This window comes from Oceanobacillus chungangensis (assembly GCF_003369565.1).
Lineage (GTDB): Bacteria > Bacillota > Bacilli > Bacillales > Amphibacillaceae > Oceanobacillus > Oceanobacillus chungangensis.
Genome location: NZ_PIOD01000001.1, coordinates 163,503 through 178,415, shown reverse-complemented (window position 1 = coordinate 178,415; position 14,913 = coordinate 163,503). Strand labels below are relative to the sequence as shown.

The window sequence follows — 14,913 nt, the reverse complement described above, 5'->3', positions numbered from 1 at the left end:
GCAATCTTTGGTAATATCTAATATATAGATGTAAAGAAAGGGGAATCTATACTACATATGTGGATTACTTTGAAATGATTAGTTAATTGGATAGAGAGACAATGCGATTCGTTATTATAAAGGATAAGTTTATTTGTCTATCTTAAATCATTCAAGGGATTCATGCTATGGACAATTAAATTCCCATTACCAAGCAGATACCTTTGTGTATCTGCTTTTATTTATGGCTAAAAATACATTTATATTGACACAAACATAGGGTCCCTAAATTGGAGTGGTTTAATGAATAGTCAATACGAAAACGAAGAGCTGCTAACAGGAGGAAATGTCACAAACGTTTATCGTTTAGGAGATACTGTTCGACGAGAAACAAAACCAGACAGTCCCAAAATTCACAAGTTATTAAGGCATTTGGAAAACAAAGGTTTCAGTTATGCACCAAAGTTTTTAGGTATTGATGAAAAAGATAGAGAGATATTATCATTTATTAAAGGAGAAGCTGGCAATTATCCTTTAAAGAAATATATGTGGTCCAATATTGCTTTAAAAGAGATAGCGAAAATGCTTCGTCTCTATCATGATGCTGTGAAAGATTTTCCAATCGAAAAATGTTGGCAACCAATCGATAACACCCCTCAGCCAATTGAAGTGCTATGTCACAATGATTTCGCCATCTATAACATTATTTTTAATCAAGAAAAGCCAATAGGTATTATTGATTTTGATCATGCTGCTCCTGGTCCAAGACTTTGGGATATAGCCTATACCCTTTACACTTGCGTTCCTTTAAGTAGACTTTATCATACTGAAACAGGTGAGGCAGTTTATTATGAACCATTAAAGGATGCAGACCGTATAAAACAAAGGGTTAAATTATTTTTTGAATCCTATGGTATTGAGGGAATGGAGAAAGGTTTTTTAGAGATGGTGCTGCTTCGAGTAGAAGGTTTATGTAAAACCATGCAAAGGAAAGCCAAAGAGGGCGATATAGCTTTTCAAAAAATGATCGATGGAAGGCAACTTGAACATTATCAGAATGAGCTTCAATTCATTCGTAAACATGGAAAAGAATGGATTTAAAAGAGTTTTGAACTAAATGAATAGTAATAGCGTCAAGCCAGCAGGGTTGACGCTATTTTTATAAGTTATTTACTAAAGGAGCAGGTTAGTTGGGATTAGAAAAAAGGGAATGTACTTATGAGCATCTCTTTAATGGATTAAAAATGGTCATTCATTTATATTAGATTCCTCTTATTGGAGGGTTATTCTGACAAATTTAAAAGGTAAAATAGGCTATTGTAATTGGAGGAAGTTGATCAAAAAATCTATTTCAAAAACATTTTAGAGAGAAAAGGTGGAAAGGGGAATGGTTTGATAAAACGGAGAAGGAGCTAAGGTGGATCCAAAGAGAAGAATATCCAAGAGTGATTGTTGATTTCATAGAAGGATACTAAAAAGAGCATACCAACGTATTTGCTTTCTAATATTATTTAGTCATTTAGTTGATCACAATAATCAAATTTTCAAGCTCAAGGATTCATGTATGCTTCCAACGGCAGCGTTAAGAAGCAGGTTTTTAAAAAGAGTTTAACGATAATAATATTATGTAAACAAATAAAAATCTCCTTTTTTTCATAAACTTCTCAGTGTTTTTACTTGTTTTAGATCACATAGACGATACCAAATCCGGTTTTTTTAATGTCTTTTTGTAAGGCACTAACTTTATGGATGTCTTTATAGTATGTTTTTTATAAAGAACAATAAAAATTACGAGTGAGAAAATTATCGGGGGTTATACATTTTATAACGAACAAAAGGAGGGTTAATCATGACGGACAATAAATCACGTAAAGGTGTAAGAACAGTAAAGATGATCATGGTTAGTATATGAGTATGTAATTGGAACAAGGGAATATGCAATTTATCCAAAAGAGGTAATGTAATTCCTGATGGAACAAACATCGTTTCGGTAGGGTTTTCCGAACCTTAGTGGGGTTATTTGCCTGTAATTACTATGGTCTTGTGATCTTTTAGGATTACATGTAAATTTTAGATAAAGTAGCTTCACCAGTGTATATGCGGATATTAGGGACAATATCTCCAATAGACGACCAAAGCTTCAATCCAAACTTCAAACAAAGTAAGTTTAAGTCCAATTTTAATCTGTATGCTCTAAATATCGATAAAGCCTAACTATTTGTTTACAAACAAGTCAAAAGCAACACATAAGGTAACAAAGGAAAAGACATACGCATAAGAAGCTTACTCTGACATGTATTATAAGTATCCAAAATTTAAGGAGATAAAAAGACTTAAATCCAATTATACAACGGAAAGGGTAAACATAACACTAGAGATTAAAAGTAGTTATTGTTTTATTTAATCCCTCTCCTAGTTTACATAATATTTATTATAGGAAGTTAATCAAAAAAGCGTTAAATTACGTCTCATATTAAAGTATACTTATGATAGTGAGATAAACATAGATTTTTTTCGGTTTTATAGATAAAAACCTGGTTGTATATTATTTTGCAACCAGGTTTTTATCTTCATGTAATTTAATTGTTTGTGTGTAGAAATCTAATAATTGTTGAGATGCTTTTTCCCAGGAAAATTTCTCGGTTTCTTTACGTGCATTTTTGCGCATTTGTTGTAATACGTTTTCATCATCTAATTTGTTCATTGCACTGATCAGACTACCAATATTTTCATTTTCAAATAATAATCCAGTTTCACCATCATTGATTTGTTCTATTGTCGGACCACTTTTAGCTGCAACTACCGGTAATCCAGATGCCATCGCTTCCAGTATTACTAATCCAAGTGTTTCGGTTACAGATGGGAAAATAAATGCGTCAGCTGATGCAAATGCTTTTGATAATTCCTCACCATGTAGAAATCCAGTGAAAATTGTGTTTGTATCTTTAAATACATTCATTAAGTCATTTTTTGCTGGTCCATCACCTATGATGGCTAGTGAAATATCGTCTCTAGCATCTAATAATGGTTTTATTTTATGAATTTCTTTTTCGATTGCTAATCTGCCAACAAATATAAGTAATTTCTTCGATTTATCCCCATTTGTTAATCGATTACGCATTTCTATATCATAATATCTTGGGTGACGATTCTTAGTATCAACTCCACGCTGCAATACATGTAAATGATGAATATCTTGCTCCAACAGTTCACTTCTAATCGTTTCTGATGTGCAAAGATTTAGTTCAGCAGTATTATGCAACCTTCTTATGTAACTCCACAGGATAGGCTTTGCTGGCTTATAAACCTTATAATAATCTAAATACTTTGGAATATGCGTGTGATATGATGCAAGTAATGGAAAATCTAATTTCTTTGCGTAACGGACAGCAGATGCTGCAATTAAGGCCGGATTCGCTGCATGCACGATATTGGGTTGAAATGTATCCAATAATTCTTTAATCCTTTTGGATGGTAAGGAAAACTTTCGATATTGATAAAACGGAAATGTAATCGTTTTAATCCCTTCTACTTTAGCACCCTCGTATTCAGTAATGCCAAGATCAGGAGCAATTACTAATACTTCGTGATTCAATGAGCGAAAATATTTAACAGCTTGTGTAAGTCTTGTTACGACGCCATCAGTAGAAGGTAAAAAGGTTTCTGTTACAATTGCGATTTTCAACTCTAAAGCTCCTTTTTATTTCCAGGATACTTGTGGAAGTATATTTTCTTTTATCACTCGATCTTTGTATTCTAATGCGACTTTTAAGATGCTTTTTAATACATCATCTGTTAATAGGTTTGGTTCTAAACCTAGCGCCCGAAGATTAGTATTAATTGCATGGTAATAATGTTCTTCAGCCTCAACACGGGGGTTTTCAATATGGGAAATAGCTACAGATAACCCCATCTCTTCTGCTACAGACTTTGTTCTTTCTGCAAGTTCTTTTACAGAGAAGTATTCTGTAAATTGATTAAACACTCTAAATTCCCCTTTGTCTGCGGGATTGTTTGCTGCTATTTCAACACATCTGACCGTATCCTTGATATTTAAAAATGCTCTTGTTTGTCCGCCAGCACCATAAACGGTTAGATCATGACCAATAGCAGATTGGATTAAGAAGCGATTTAAGGCTGTGCCGAAAACCCCATCATAGTCAAATCGATTATTTAAGACGGGGTCTAGTTCGGTTTCATTTGTATGAAGACCATATACGATTCCTTGGTTTAAATCTGTTGCTCGAATTCCCCAAATCTTACAGGCAAACATAATATTATGGCTATCATGAACTTTCGTCAGATGGTAGAAAGAACCAGGTTGTTTTGGATACGGCATGCGATCTTTTCTACCATTGTGCTCAATTTCAATATAACCTTCTTCAATATCAATATTTGGTGCACCATATTCTCCCATCGTTCCTAATTTAATTAAATGACATTCAGGAGAAAATTCTTTAATAGCATAAAGAACATTCAGATTGCCAAGTACATTATTGGATTGCGTGTATATTGCATGCTCCCTGTCAATCATAGAATAAGGTGCTGATCGCTGCTCTGCAAAATGTACAAATGCTTCTGGTTCTGTTTGTCTAAATACCTCTCGCAAAAAATCATAATGATTTAAGTCACCAATAAATATTTTTATTTCATTCCCCGTTAACTCTTTCCATTTAGTAACACGTTCCTCTAGTGATGCTAGTGGAGTTACGGAATTTGAATGTAATTCCTCATCCATTTTTCTTCTAACCAAATTATCTACAATTGTAACGTCATGACCTTGTTTTGATAAATATAAAGCTGTTGGCCAACCACAAAAACCATCTCCACCTGCTATAATAATTCTCATACTGTCCCTCCATTACGATGTAATCAAATTATGCTCTCTATCTAATTATAGTATATTGTCATTCAATTAAAAATTTTAAGGCTTGTATTTATAATACTTTTACACAGAAAAATAAAAGAAGCCACTACTTTAATAGTAATGGCTTCTTTTCTCACCTAGTGCAATGTACAGTTATTATGTCACTAACCGATCGCAAACGAAATACATTTAATTTCCTTGGAAAAACAATCTATTTAATTCGATATATTCATTTTCCTCTTCAGGAACTTCATCTTCCATATAAATTGCTGTTACAGGGCATACTGCTTCACATGCTCCACAATCGATACAAATATCTGGATCGATAAAGAACATATCCTCCCCTTGTTCTATACAATCAACAGGACAAACTTCGACACATTCTCCTGCTTTTTCCGCTTTACACGGTGACGTAATGACAAAAGCCAAACCGCTCGCCTCCTTCTACCTAAGCTTGCTACATTTCTAATCATTAGTATAACTCATTTTAATAAAAAAATAAAAGGCGAATCGTTTACTTGCTATCCCATATACGTTTAAACGAAATGATATCAACATCATTGGATTCTAGTAAGTATATATCCGGATTTCCTAGCTCTTTCCATTGATTAAAACCGAAGCTTTTATCGAACTGACTAAATACTAATGCTAATAGATTTCCGTGACTTACTATAATTGCATTTGTTACCGAATGCCCATTTAGGATTGGCTTTAATACCTCATTTGCACGGTTGATTACCTCATTTGCAGATTCTCCACCAGGTAATGCATAGTGGTAATCGTTAAAGGAGCATTCTAATTCCTCCAACCAGTCTTCAATCGGCTCGTCACTAAGTATACGTTCTTCTAAACGATTATCAACTTCTATGTCAATCCCTGCTCTTTCTGCAAAAGGTTTAATACTTTCAACTGCCCTTAAATAGGGGCTAGAAACTATTTGATCAAAGGTAATATTTTGTTCTTCAAAAAAATCTGCAAGAAGTTGCGCTTGCATAATTCCATCATTTGTTAATGGTGAATCTTTATGTTGCCCAAAAGCAGAACAATGTCGAACAAAATATATTTTTCTCAAATCGATCATTCCTTTATTGGGATTTATGTACTTTCGCTATATTAGAAATTGTACATCTATTATAACTCTAATTAGCATTTTTACAAAGAATAATCTATATTAACAAAGGTTTACATAAAGATAACAGGGGGAAACCCTGTTATCTTTAAAAATCTTATATTTCCTTGAAATAATCTTTTAAGAATCCACCAATTCGGTTGCTGTTGTCTATAATAAAGTAGAATTCATCCGATTCATTTTTAACATCATATGTCTTGCCCGGTGTTAACTTATTATTCACCATGAATTTCTTTGCATCTGCATGAACACATTCAATTTGTTTCATTGTTTCTCTATTTTCCCAATCTAAATGAATCATTTTACACCCACTCCAATTTCTAAGTTTACATAATAATGTTATTGTTAATTTACTTATTTAAATAACCTTAAGTAATTTCCATAGCCTTTTTCTTTCATTTCTTCTTTTGGAATAAATTCCATTGCTGCTGAATTCATACAATAGCGCAGTCCACCTGCTTCGACTGGTCCATCCTCAAAGACATGTCCAAGATGAGAATCCGCTACTTTACTTCTTACCTCCGTACGAATCATACCATGAGTTGTATCTGTCTTTTCCTCTAACTGATAGCTATCAATTGGTTTAGTAAAGCTTGGCCAACCACAACCCGCATCATATTGATCAGTTGAAGAGAATAAAGCCTCCCGAGAAATCAGGTCTACATAGATTCCTTCTTTCTCATTATCCCAATATTCGTTTTGGAACGGTCTTTCTGTTCCGTTCTCTTGTGTTACAACGTATTGAATTGGCGTTAACTTATCTTTCAATCTTGACTTGTCAATGGGCATCTTTATGTTTGATTTAATAAAATCTTCTCTGCCAGATCCCTTTTTATAGGAACGATAATGAAAGGGTTGTTTTTTGTAATAATCCTGATGCTTTTCTTCAGCAGGAAAGAAAGTTGCAGCAGGTAATATCTTTGTAGCAATTGGCTTATTATATTTTCCACTTGCATCTAATTTCTGTTTAGAGTCCTCAGCAATATGCCTTTGTAAATCATTATGATAGAAAATTGCTGTTTGATAAGACTCTCCTCTATCGTGGAATTGGCCGCCAGGATCTGTTGGATCAATTTGTTGCCAAAACGTTTGAACAAGCTGTTCGTATGACATAATCATCGGGTCAAATTTAATTTGTACTGCTTCCACATGTCCTGTAGTATTGGAACAAACTTGTTCATATGTCGGGTTTTCAACTGTTCCTCCGGTATATCCAGATACTACACTTTCTATTCCTGGCCTTGTATCAAAAGGCTCGACCATACACCAAAAGCACCCACCAGCAAACGTTGCAAGTTCAAAATCGGCTGCCATTTCTAAATTCCTCCAATACTGTATTGATTATATCTATTTTTCCCTTTTTTGATTCAAAAATCAAGTAGTATGTTTATAATTTATTAGATATACAGTTTTGGTTTAGAATTTCCGTTCCCTTTCTTCGTTGGTATCTTTCTAATTGTATCTGTATTTTTAGTATTATTAGATGGATTAGTTTGATCTTCAATGTCTGCTTCCGCTTTGTCTTCTGCACTATCTTCTGTTAAATCAAGATTTTTAAATGCCTTCATCATTCGATACATTGCTGGAAGGTTTTTTACCATTGGTCCATATTCCTGTACGAGTGGCGCAGTGGACTGAACGACCTTTAACACTTGCTGAACATTATTTAATGTATTCGATAACCCACCTGCACCTTTACTGGCAATCGTTGCAGCTTGAGCTTGTTGTGGTAAAAATCGCTGTAATAAGTTTGCTCCCATACTCCGTTGGGGTTGCTGGTTAAAACCCTGATTCGGAATTCTGAAATTATTCATTCCACGATGCATTGGCATTGAATATCCATTTCTCTGTCTGTTTCCTGGAAACATTATACTCTCCCCTTATATCGTTAAATGCATTATAGAATATTGTACGTAAATTTACAGAAAGTGTTTGGGCAAAGGCTCTCTTCGCGATGATAAAGTGAAATATCCTAGATTTAATATTTCCCGGGTAAGCGCAGAAATCAACAAAAATTACTTTTAATTGCAGATAATGGCGAAATTAGACACTATTTGTTTGTATAACACCTTTGCATATAACGGAATTATCAGTTATTAAATCAAACGTTTGTTTGAATCGGTCTATCCCTTAATGCATAAGCCTTAAGGACCTTTGATTACTGTAAGTTAGTACTATTAATTGTTATATACAATAGATTGAAAGTATTATTTTAAGCTTTTTTTTGATTGATCTGCTTAGATCTAGATCATTTGTAAATTTCCACTCCATTATCTATCTGGAATTCTCTTTTAACCGCCGATTTTCCACTCTCGTTTATTCAACTCACAATATGATTGAAGATTGGAATATTCGCTACACGCTCAAGATTTAAGCCCTCTTGAATAACATCATGTACGTTATCAGTTAAACATGTATCTGCCATCTACAATTTCCTTATGCCCTTCATCACTGATGCGACTTGCATCACAACTATCACATAGTGTCGTTATTTTTTTCAGACCATCAGCGAACCCATCTTCTGAAATGACCTTCTTCCTTTTACAAGATAGACATTGATGACTCTCTTTCTGATCTTATTAATATGGTAATATTTTTTATTACCAAATGCGTCATGGATGTATTTCGCTTAATTGATTCATCATTAAATTTGTTCTTAGCGATAATTAACCATTATTAGTATCTGTAAGCTAAATTGCCGATTAATAATATATTTATGTTGAATAAAGAACTTATGTTCGTATATACTGTATTTGAGGTGATATACATGGCAAAGGACAGAGGAACAATTAAATGGTCATCTTTAATGCTGCCAGAGCATGTAGAGTTGTTAAAAGAATTATGGAAAGAAGATGAGAAGGTCACGAAACCTTTACTTGATCCACAGCAAATCGAGGTCATTCATAATGATTTGATGGAAGCTTATCGGTTAAGGAAATATGTTACGCTCTCCCGCTATCAAAACGCGACAATATCGCATTTAACAGGATTAATTACTAAATTAGATCAGTATGGCTATGAGATTGTGTTGCAAACAGAAGACCACAATAGACACCGTATTCCATTTCAGCAAATAACTTCACTTATTGTAAATTAAATGGCTCTGGAATTATTCCAGAGCCATTTAATCTAACTATGATAGATGTCCCATAATTCATCAAATGTCATCAAAGCATTCGGAAATGGGCTATTCCATTCAAGGTAATTACTTATTTCATGATAATCTTTTGTATGTTTAGGGAAACTAGAATCAAAGAATGCCCAGTCTGCCAACCTGCTATAGTCATCCGCCTTTATTTTTCCTCGATAAGTCATTAGAAATTGATAAAATGTACGCATTGTTTCACCCCGCTTAAAGATTCTCCTCACTCATTATTTCTTCATGTTTCTTAAGTTTCTTATTGTAGATTCTTTTCGCTAAGCGGATACTAATTTCATATATGAAAATAAGTGGTATCGATATAATTACTGGTAAGATAAAATCAGGAGCTGGGGTAATAATTGTACTAATAACAACCAATGCAAAGTATGCATATCTCCTATTTTTCTCAAGAAACTTAGGTGTAAGAATTCCGATGCTCGTTAAGAACATAACAACAATTGGCAGCTCAAAAAGGATTGCAATTGGGACTGTTACTTGCATTAAAAACTTGAAATACTTGTCTACTGTAAACATAATTTCAAACATACCATTATTTAAAGAAAGTAAAAACGGAATGAGTGACTTAGTAAACATTAAGTAACCAAACACCAATCCAACGATAAATAATATAAAAGTAGCAGGTATATATGCTAAGGATGCTCGTTGTTCTCGCTCCGTTAGACCAGGTTTAACAAATGCCCAGATTTGATATGTTAAAACTGGAATACTTCCGACTATTGCAATTAACCCCGCCATCGAGAAATAGATCCAAATAATTTCACTTGGCCCGATTGCAGTTAGCTTGAACTCCAAATCTTTAACAAAGAATGCGTAAATCTCCTCTACATAGATAAAACCAACAATAAATAAAATCACAAATAATATTGCTGTTACAATCAATCGATTTCTTAGCTCAGATAAATGTCCGACGAAATCCATTTCCTTTTCGTCATCCGCTATTTTTGTATCCTTTTCCATTTGTTAACACCCCTTAGGATTAAAGCAGAAAAGAAGATGTAAGGTTAAATGAACCCCCTACACCTTCATCGTCGTTCTATTATTATTTCTGATTTTTGCCGTCATCAACAATATCCTTTGCAGCATTTTTGAATTCTCTTAAAGAAGTGCCAAATGACTTGCCAATTTCCGGCAACTTAGAAGGTCCAAAAATTATTAATGCAACAATTAAAATTAAGATTAATCCTGGTACTCCAATACTATTAAGCATATAATCACTCCAAGATTAGTTTTCTTTCTTATTAACGATAACTTTTGCTTCGTCTATTTCCTCTTTTGCGTCACTTGTTATTTCACGAGCAGAGTGTTTAAATTCACGCAAAGTTTGTCCAGCAGCCTTACCGATTTCTGGTAATTTTTTAGGACCAAAGATAACGAGTGCGATAATTAGAATTAAGATTAATCCTGGTACACCGATACTAGATAACATAAGTACACCTTCTTTACCTAATAATATTCAAAATTAATTATTAATATTATCATACAAGTACATAGTAACACGTTTATCTTCATTGAAACAAGTTCTATCTAGAGAATAATCAATCAATGTTACCTTTTACGATCATATTGTAAGAAATAATATTCGTACGGATTTTTTTCATCTTTATCGCCTTTTACTTTAGAAGTCAATGTCCAATCATTCTCTGAAAAGCTTGGGAAATATGTATCACCATCAAAATCGTTGTCAATGAATGTAATGTACATCCGATCCGCAAATGGCATCACCTGTGTAAAAATATTACCGCCGCCAATTACAAAGTACTCATTCTTAGGGTTTTCCTTATCCCATTCTTGAATTGTCGACAATTCATGGATAACCTCAACGTCTTCAGGGTAGTCATGATTTTTACGTGTTAAAACAACATTTCTCCGGTTAGGTAATGCTCCTCCCATGGATTCGTATGTTTTTCTTCCCATAATAATCGTATTTCCGGTTGTTTTTTCTTTAAAAAATCGTAAATCCTTTGGTAAACGCCATGGTAATTGATTATTTGCACCAATAACATGGTTTCGGTCCATAGCTACTAATAAAGAGATCAATAATCTTCCTCCTCTAATGATTGTTATACAGCGATTGGCGCTTTTATTCCTGGGTGTGGGTCGTATCCGATAATTTCGAAATCTGAAAGCTCAAAATCAAAAATGGAAGCTTTATCTTTATTGATTCTAATTTCTGGTAATGGTTTCGGTTTCCTAGCTAATTGTGTTTTAATTTGTTCTAGATGATTGGAATATATATGTGCATCCCCTAATGTATGAATGAATTCTCCCACCTCTAGTCCACACTCATGTGCAATCAAATGTGTTAGTAATGCATAACTCGCGATATTAAATGGTACGCCAAGGAATACGTCTGCACTTCGTTGGTACAACTGGCAGGATAACTTCCCGTTAGCAACATAGAACTGGAATAGTGTATGACATGGTGGCAATGCCATGCTTGGGATATCTTCTGGATTCCATGCAGAAACGATATGTCTACGTGAATTAGGGTTGGTACGAATCGAATTGATTACATCCTTTAATTGATCAATGCTTTCATTTTTAGAAGTTTTCCAGTTCCGCCATTGTTTCCCATAAACAAAACCAAGATCACCATATTTTTCTGCAAATGCGTTATCCCGAAGAACTTTCTCCTTAAATTGATCCATTTCTTCCTTGTATACTTCATTAAATTCAGGGTCCTGTTGACTGCGAATTCCAAAATTAGTCATATCTGGACCAGTATAGTCATCACTAGCTATCCATCGTTCAAATGCCCATTCATTCCAGATATTATTATTATTCTCTAGTAAATAACGGATATTTGTATCTCCTTTAATAAACCAAAGAAGCTCTGTTGCGACTAAACGAAAGGGAACTCTTTTCGTTGTTAGAAGTGGAAACCCTTCGCTTAAATCAAAACGCATTTGGTGTCCAAATATGGAGTAGGTACCCGTATTCGTTCGATCATCTTTCTCCGCAGCATTTTCTAATATGTAATTACACAAGTTTAAGTAAGCTTGTTCTCCTTTAATCATGAGAGTATTCCCTCCATTAATTCATTTTTAATAAAAAGCATAATGCATCTATTGTAACATAATCGTAAACCAAGAAAATACATTTTTATCCTGTTACCATTCTTTATAGAATTGTTCTAAATACTGCTCCATAAACCGCTGACGGCTAATTGCCATTTCTTTTGCCTTCGTAGTATGCAGCAAATCATAAAGCTTTAATAATTTATCATAGAAATGCTGAATTGATGTACTTTTCTCTGTATTATGATGGATCATTTGCTGATTTGCACCACCATATGCAAAGGTTCTTGCAATCCCAATCGCACCGATTGCATCGATTCGATCTGCGTCTTGTACTATTCTTCCCTCAATTGTAGCTGGGACCTGTACTCCTCTGCTAAAAGAAACTTCTTTGATAATTTGATTGAGGAACTTTATCTGTTCAGCTGTTAGTTCGATAGATTTTAGAAAAAGATTCATTGCTTTCACATTTTTCTCTGGCTGTTCAAATAGTTTTGCATCCCCGACATCATGGAGCAACGCAGCCGCTTCACATATAAATAAGTTAGCTTTTTCTTCTATTGCAATCTGTTTTGCCGTCCGTGCAACCCGTTCCATATGATAATAATCATGACCGGTTACATCGTCATGGAATATCTGAAAAGCATACTCTCTAATTCTCTTTAGTTTCACTCTCTCGTTCATTTAATCTCCTCCCTTTCGCTGACTTCCTAGTAACTATAATAATGATAAGGCTATTATCGATCAACTAATAAATTGGATTTTATTTCTACAAGTTGAAATCATTGACTACTGTAAAGAAGTACGCTAAATTATATAGTAAGCAAAGAAGAAGTACGGATCCGTTAATGTTACAGGCAACTTCCATAGAAGTGGATGAATTTATGGTCCTACTCTTCTATCGGTGTTGCCTTTTTTTAATGCGTTCTTTCTCTACTTTGTATTAACACGTTTACGTGAAACTATAGGAGGATATATACATGGAAAACGGTGTAGTAAAATGGTTTAATGCTGAAAAAGGCTATGGATTTATTCAACTAGAAGAAGGAAACGATGTGTTCGTTCATTATTCAGCAATTCAAGAAGAAGGTTATAAGGCGCTGGAAGAAGGACAAGAGGTTACTTTCGAAATTGTTGAAGGTGAACGTGGCCCACAAGCTGCAAATGTTGTAAAGAAATAAAAGTATAGTTTGAGGCAGTGATCCTAGTGGGTCACTGCCTCTTTATTTACTATTGATAAATCGCGGTATACTTCTTCGTTAAGTAGTTGACTAGATAATCAGGATTAAGTGGTTCTTTCGTAACATCTTCAATAATTTCTAATGGTTTTTTCATCTTTCCATACTGATGAATATTTTTAGTTAGCCACTCTAAGATTGGTGCAAAGTTTCCGGATGCTACCAATTGTTCAACATTCATTTCAGCTGCTAGTGTATGATGAATTTGTGCTGCATACATATAGCCTAATGCATATGAAGGGAAATAGCCAAAGTCTCCACCTGACCAGTGAATATCTTGTAAGACTCCTTCACGGTCTGTCGGTGGCTCAATTCCCAAGTACTCAACCATTAATTTATTCCATAAATCTGGTAAATCTTTAACAGCGATATCTCCATTAATTAAACCTTTTTCTAATTCATAGCGAATCATAATATGGAGTGCATATGTGAGCTCATCAGCCTCAATTCGAATAAAGGAAGGCTTTACCTCATTAATCGAACGGTAAAAGTCATCAAGCGCCACATGTTGAAAAGTTTCTGGTGCATAAGATTTAAATAAGTCATAGTAATGTTCCCAAAACGGCCTGCTTCTGCTGATTAAATTCTCCCAAAATAGTGATTGCGATTCATGTATTCCCATGGAAGTTCCAGTTGCAAGAGGTGTACGTGCTAATTCTATACTTATATTTTGTTCATACAGTGCATGTCCACCTTCATGGATAATCCCGAAGATTGCCATGCGGAAATCCTCTTCATCATATCTTGTAGTTATCCGTACGTCATTTCCATTGAGTGTGATCTCAAATGGATGTATCGTATCATCAAGTCTACCAGAATTAAAATCATAGCCAATTTGTTTTAATACTTCGACTGAAAAAGCTTCCTGCTTCTCTTTTGCAAAGTGACCTTTCAATATTGTCGGGTCTGGCTTTGATTTACTTTGATTTACTTTTTCAACTAAGCTTGTCAATGAAACCCTTAGCTTCGAAAAAACTTCATCCAGCATTTTTGTAGTGACACCTGGTTCGAAGTTATGTAACAACGCATCATAAATATTATCTTCATAACCCCAGTAATTTGCGAATTTCTTATTATATTCTACTAACTGTTCTAGATAAGGCTGAAAAAGTGCAAAATCCGCTTTCTCACGTGCCTCCTGCCAAATAGCCTCTGATTTTGATTGAAGCATGACATATTCTTTAAATTCATCACTTGGTATTTTACTGCTTTTATTGTATGTTTCTTCGCATTCTTCCACTGATTTTTGGATGATTGAGTTCGTTGTCTTACCTTTAAGTTGATCGATATAGTTCTTCATTTCCTCAGAAGTTTCTAGCTTATGAAGTTTATGTGCTAGGAATCCAACAACCTCTGAACGTTGCTCTACACCATTTTTTGGAATCTTTGTTCGCATATCCCAATGTGCAAGTGCAATTACTTCACGATAACTATCCATTTCCTTTAATAATTCCAGAAAATCCTTTTCAATTGTGGCGATTTGTTTCAAAGCTATTCCCCCTTAACTTTCTTTCTCTCGA

The 14,913-nt window shown here is 34.4% G+C and carries 18 protein-coding genes; 3 read left to right on the top strand and 15 right to left on the bottom strand.

Annotated elements, in window-relative coordinates; genetic code table 11:
- The first annotated feature begins 282 nt into the window (after positions 1-282).
- Positions 283-1,080, top strand: a complete 798-nt coding sequence (locus CWR45_RS00985; protein ID WP_115747925.1) for a phosphotransferase — start codon at positions 283-285, stop codon at positions 1,078-1,080.
- A gap of 1,444 nt (positions 1,081-2,524) precedes the next feature.
- Here CWR45_RS00985 and CWR45_RS00980 read toward each other — a convergent pair.
- From CWR45_RS00980 to vrrA, 7 genes are all read right to left on the bottom strand, one after another.
- The gene (locus CWR45_RS00980; protein ID WP_115747924.1) at positions 2,525-3,664 is read right to left on the bottom strand and encodes a glycosyltransferase family 4 protein; all 1,140 of its coding nucleotides are present in this window, start codon (positions 3,662-3,664) and stop codon (positions 2,525-2,527) included.
- Positions 3,665-3,679: 15 nt separating this feature from the next.
- A complete protein-coding gene (locus tag CWR45_RS00975; protein WP_115747923.1) occupies positions 3,680-4,828 on the bottom strand; it encodes an NAD-dependent epimerase/dehydratase family protein in 1,149 nt (382 codons plus the stop codon).
- 207 nt (positions 4,829-5,035) lie between these two features.
- The gene (locus CWR45_RS00970) at positions 5,036-5,275 is read right to left on the bottom strand and encodes a DUF362 domain-containing protein (protein ID WP_115747922.1); all 240 of its coding nucleotides are present in this window, start codon (positions 5,273-5,275) and stop codon (positions 5,036-5,038) included.
- An 85-nt stretch (positions 5,276-5,360) separates the two neighbouring features.
- The gene (locus CWR45_RS00965) at positions 5,361-5,918 is read right to left on the bottom strand and encodes a histidine phosphatase family protein (protein WP_115747921.1); all 558 of its coding nucleotides are present in this window, start codon (positions 5,916-5,918) and stop codon (positions 5,361-5,363) included.
- Between the two features lie 154 nt (positions 5,919-6,072).
- On the bottom strand, positions 6,073-6,276 hold the full coding sequence (locus tag CWR45_RS00960) for a DUF6501 family protein (RefSeq protein ID WP_115747920.1): 204 nt from the start codon (positions 6,274-6,276) through the stop codon (positions 6,073-6,075).
- A 53-nt stretch (positions 6,277-6,329) separates the two neighbouring features.
- Positions 6,330-7,289, bottom strand: coding sequence for a peptide-methionine (S)-S-oxide reductase MsrA (gene msrA, locus CWR45_RS00955; RefSeq protein ID WP_115747919.1), 960 nt, complete (start codon positions 7,287-7,289; stop codon positions 6,330-6,332).
- Between the two features lie 83 nt (positions 7,290-7,372).
- Complete coding sequence (gene vrrA / locus CWR45_RS00950; protein WP_115747918.1) at positions 7,373-7,843, bottom strand: VrrA/YqfQ family protein; 471 nt, start codon at positions 7,841-7,843, stop codon at positions 7,373-7,375.
- A gap of 899 nt (positions 7,844-8,742) precedes the next feature.
- Here vrrA and CWR45_RS00945 point away from each other — a divergent pair.
- Positions 8,743-9,072: a YolD-like family protein gene (locus tag CWR45_RS00945; protein ID WP_115747917.1), complete on the top strand. Its 330-nt coding sequence runs from the start codon at positions 8,743-8,745 to the stop codon at positions 9,070-9,072.
- A 32-nt stretch (positions 9,073-9,104) separates the two neighbouring features.
- Here CWR45_RS00945 and CWR45_RS00940 read toward each other — a convergent pair whose 3' ends face one another.
- The 7 genes from CWR45_RS00940 to CWR45_RS00910 all read right to left on the bottom strand — a co-directional run bounded on the left by CWR45_RS00940 (position 9,105) and on the right by CWR45_RS00910 (position 12,839).
- Positions 9,105-9,314, bottom strand: coding sequence for a YozE family protein (locus CWR45_RS00940; RefSeq protein ID WP_115747916.1), 210 nt, complete (start codon positions 9,312-9,314; stop codon positions 9,105-9,107).
- Between the two features lie 13 nt (positions 9,315-9,327).
- Complete coding sequence (gene tatC, locus CWR45_RS00935; RefSeq protein ID WP_115747915.1) at positions 9,328-10,095, bottom strand: twin-arginine translocase subunit TatC; 768 nt, start codon at positions 10,093-10,095, stop codon at positions 9,328-9,330.
- A gap of 82 nt (positions 10,096-10,177) precedes the next feature.
- Positions 10,178-10,345, bottom strand: coding sequence for a twin-arginine translocase TatA/TatE family subunit (gene tatA / locus CWR45_RS00930; RefSeq protein WP_115747914.1), 168 nt, complete (start codon positions 10,343-10,345; stop codon positions 10,178-10,180).
- Between the two features lie 15 nt (positions 10,346-10,360).
- Entirely contained in the window at positions 10,361-10,564 is a 204-nt protein-coding gene (tatA, locus tag CWR45_RS00925; RefSeq protein WP_115747913.1) for a twin-arginine translocase TatA/TatE family subunit, read from the bottom strand.
- A 119-nt stretch (positions 10,565-10,683) separates the two neighbouring features.
- The gene (locus CWR45_RS00920; protein WP_115747912.1) at positions 10,684-11,175 is read right to left on the bottom strand and encodes a dihydrofolate reductase; all 492 of its coding nucleotides are present in this window, start codon (positions 11,173-11,175) and stop codon (positions 10,684-10,686) included.
- A gap of 23 nt (positions 11,176-11,198) precedes the next feature.
- Entirely contained in the window at positions 11,199-12,155 is a 957-nt protein-coding gene (locus CWR45_RS00915) for a thymidylate synthase (protein WP_115747911.1), read from the bottom strand.
- A gap of 93 nt (positions 12,156-12,248) precedes the next feature.
- Positions 12,249-12,839, bottom strand: coding sequence for an HD domain-containing protein (locus CWR45_RS00910; protein ID WP_115747910.1), 591 nt, complete (start codon positions 12,837-12,839; stop codon positions 12,249-12,251).
- A gap of 296 nt (positions 12,840-13,135) precedes the next feature.
- Between CWR45_RS00910 and CWR45_RS00905 the strand changes: the two genes are divergently transcribed.
- Positions 13,136-13,336: a cold-shock protein gene (locus CWR45_RS00905; protein ID WP_115747909.1), complete on the top strand. Its 201-nt coding sequence runs from the start codon at positions 13,136-13,138 to the stop codon at positions 13,334-13,336.
- A 49-nt stretch (positions 13,337-13,385) separates the two neighbouring features.
- Here CWR45_RS00905 and CWR45_RS00900 read toward each other — a convergent pair whose 3' ends face one another.
- Entirely contained in the window at positions 13,386-14,873 is a 1,488-nt protein-coding gene (locus CWR45_RS00900; protein ID WP_115747965.1) for a carboxypeptidase M32, read from the bottom strand.
- Positions 14,874-14,913 lie beyond the last annotated feature (40 nt).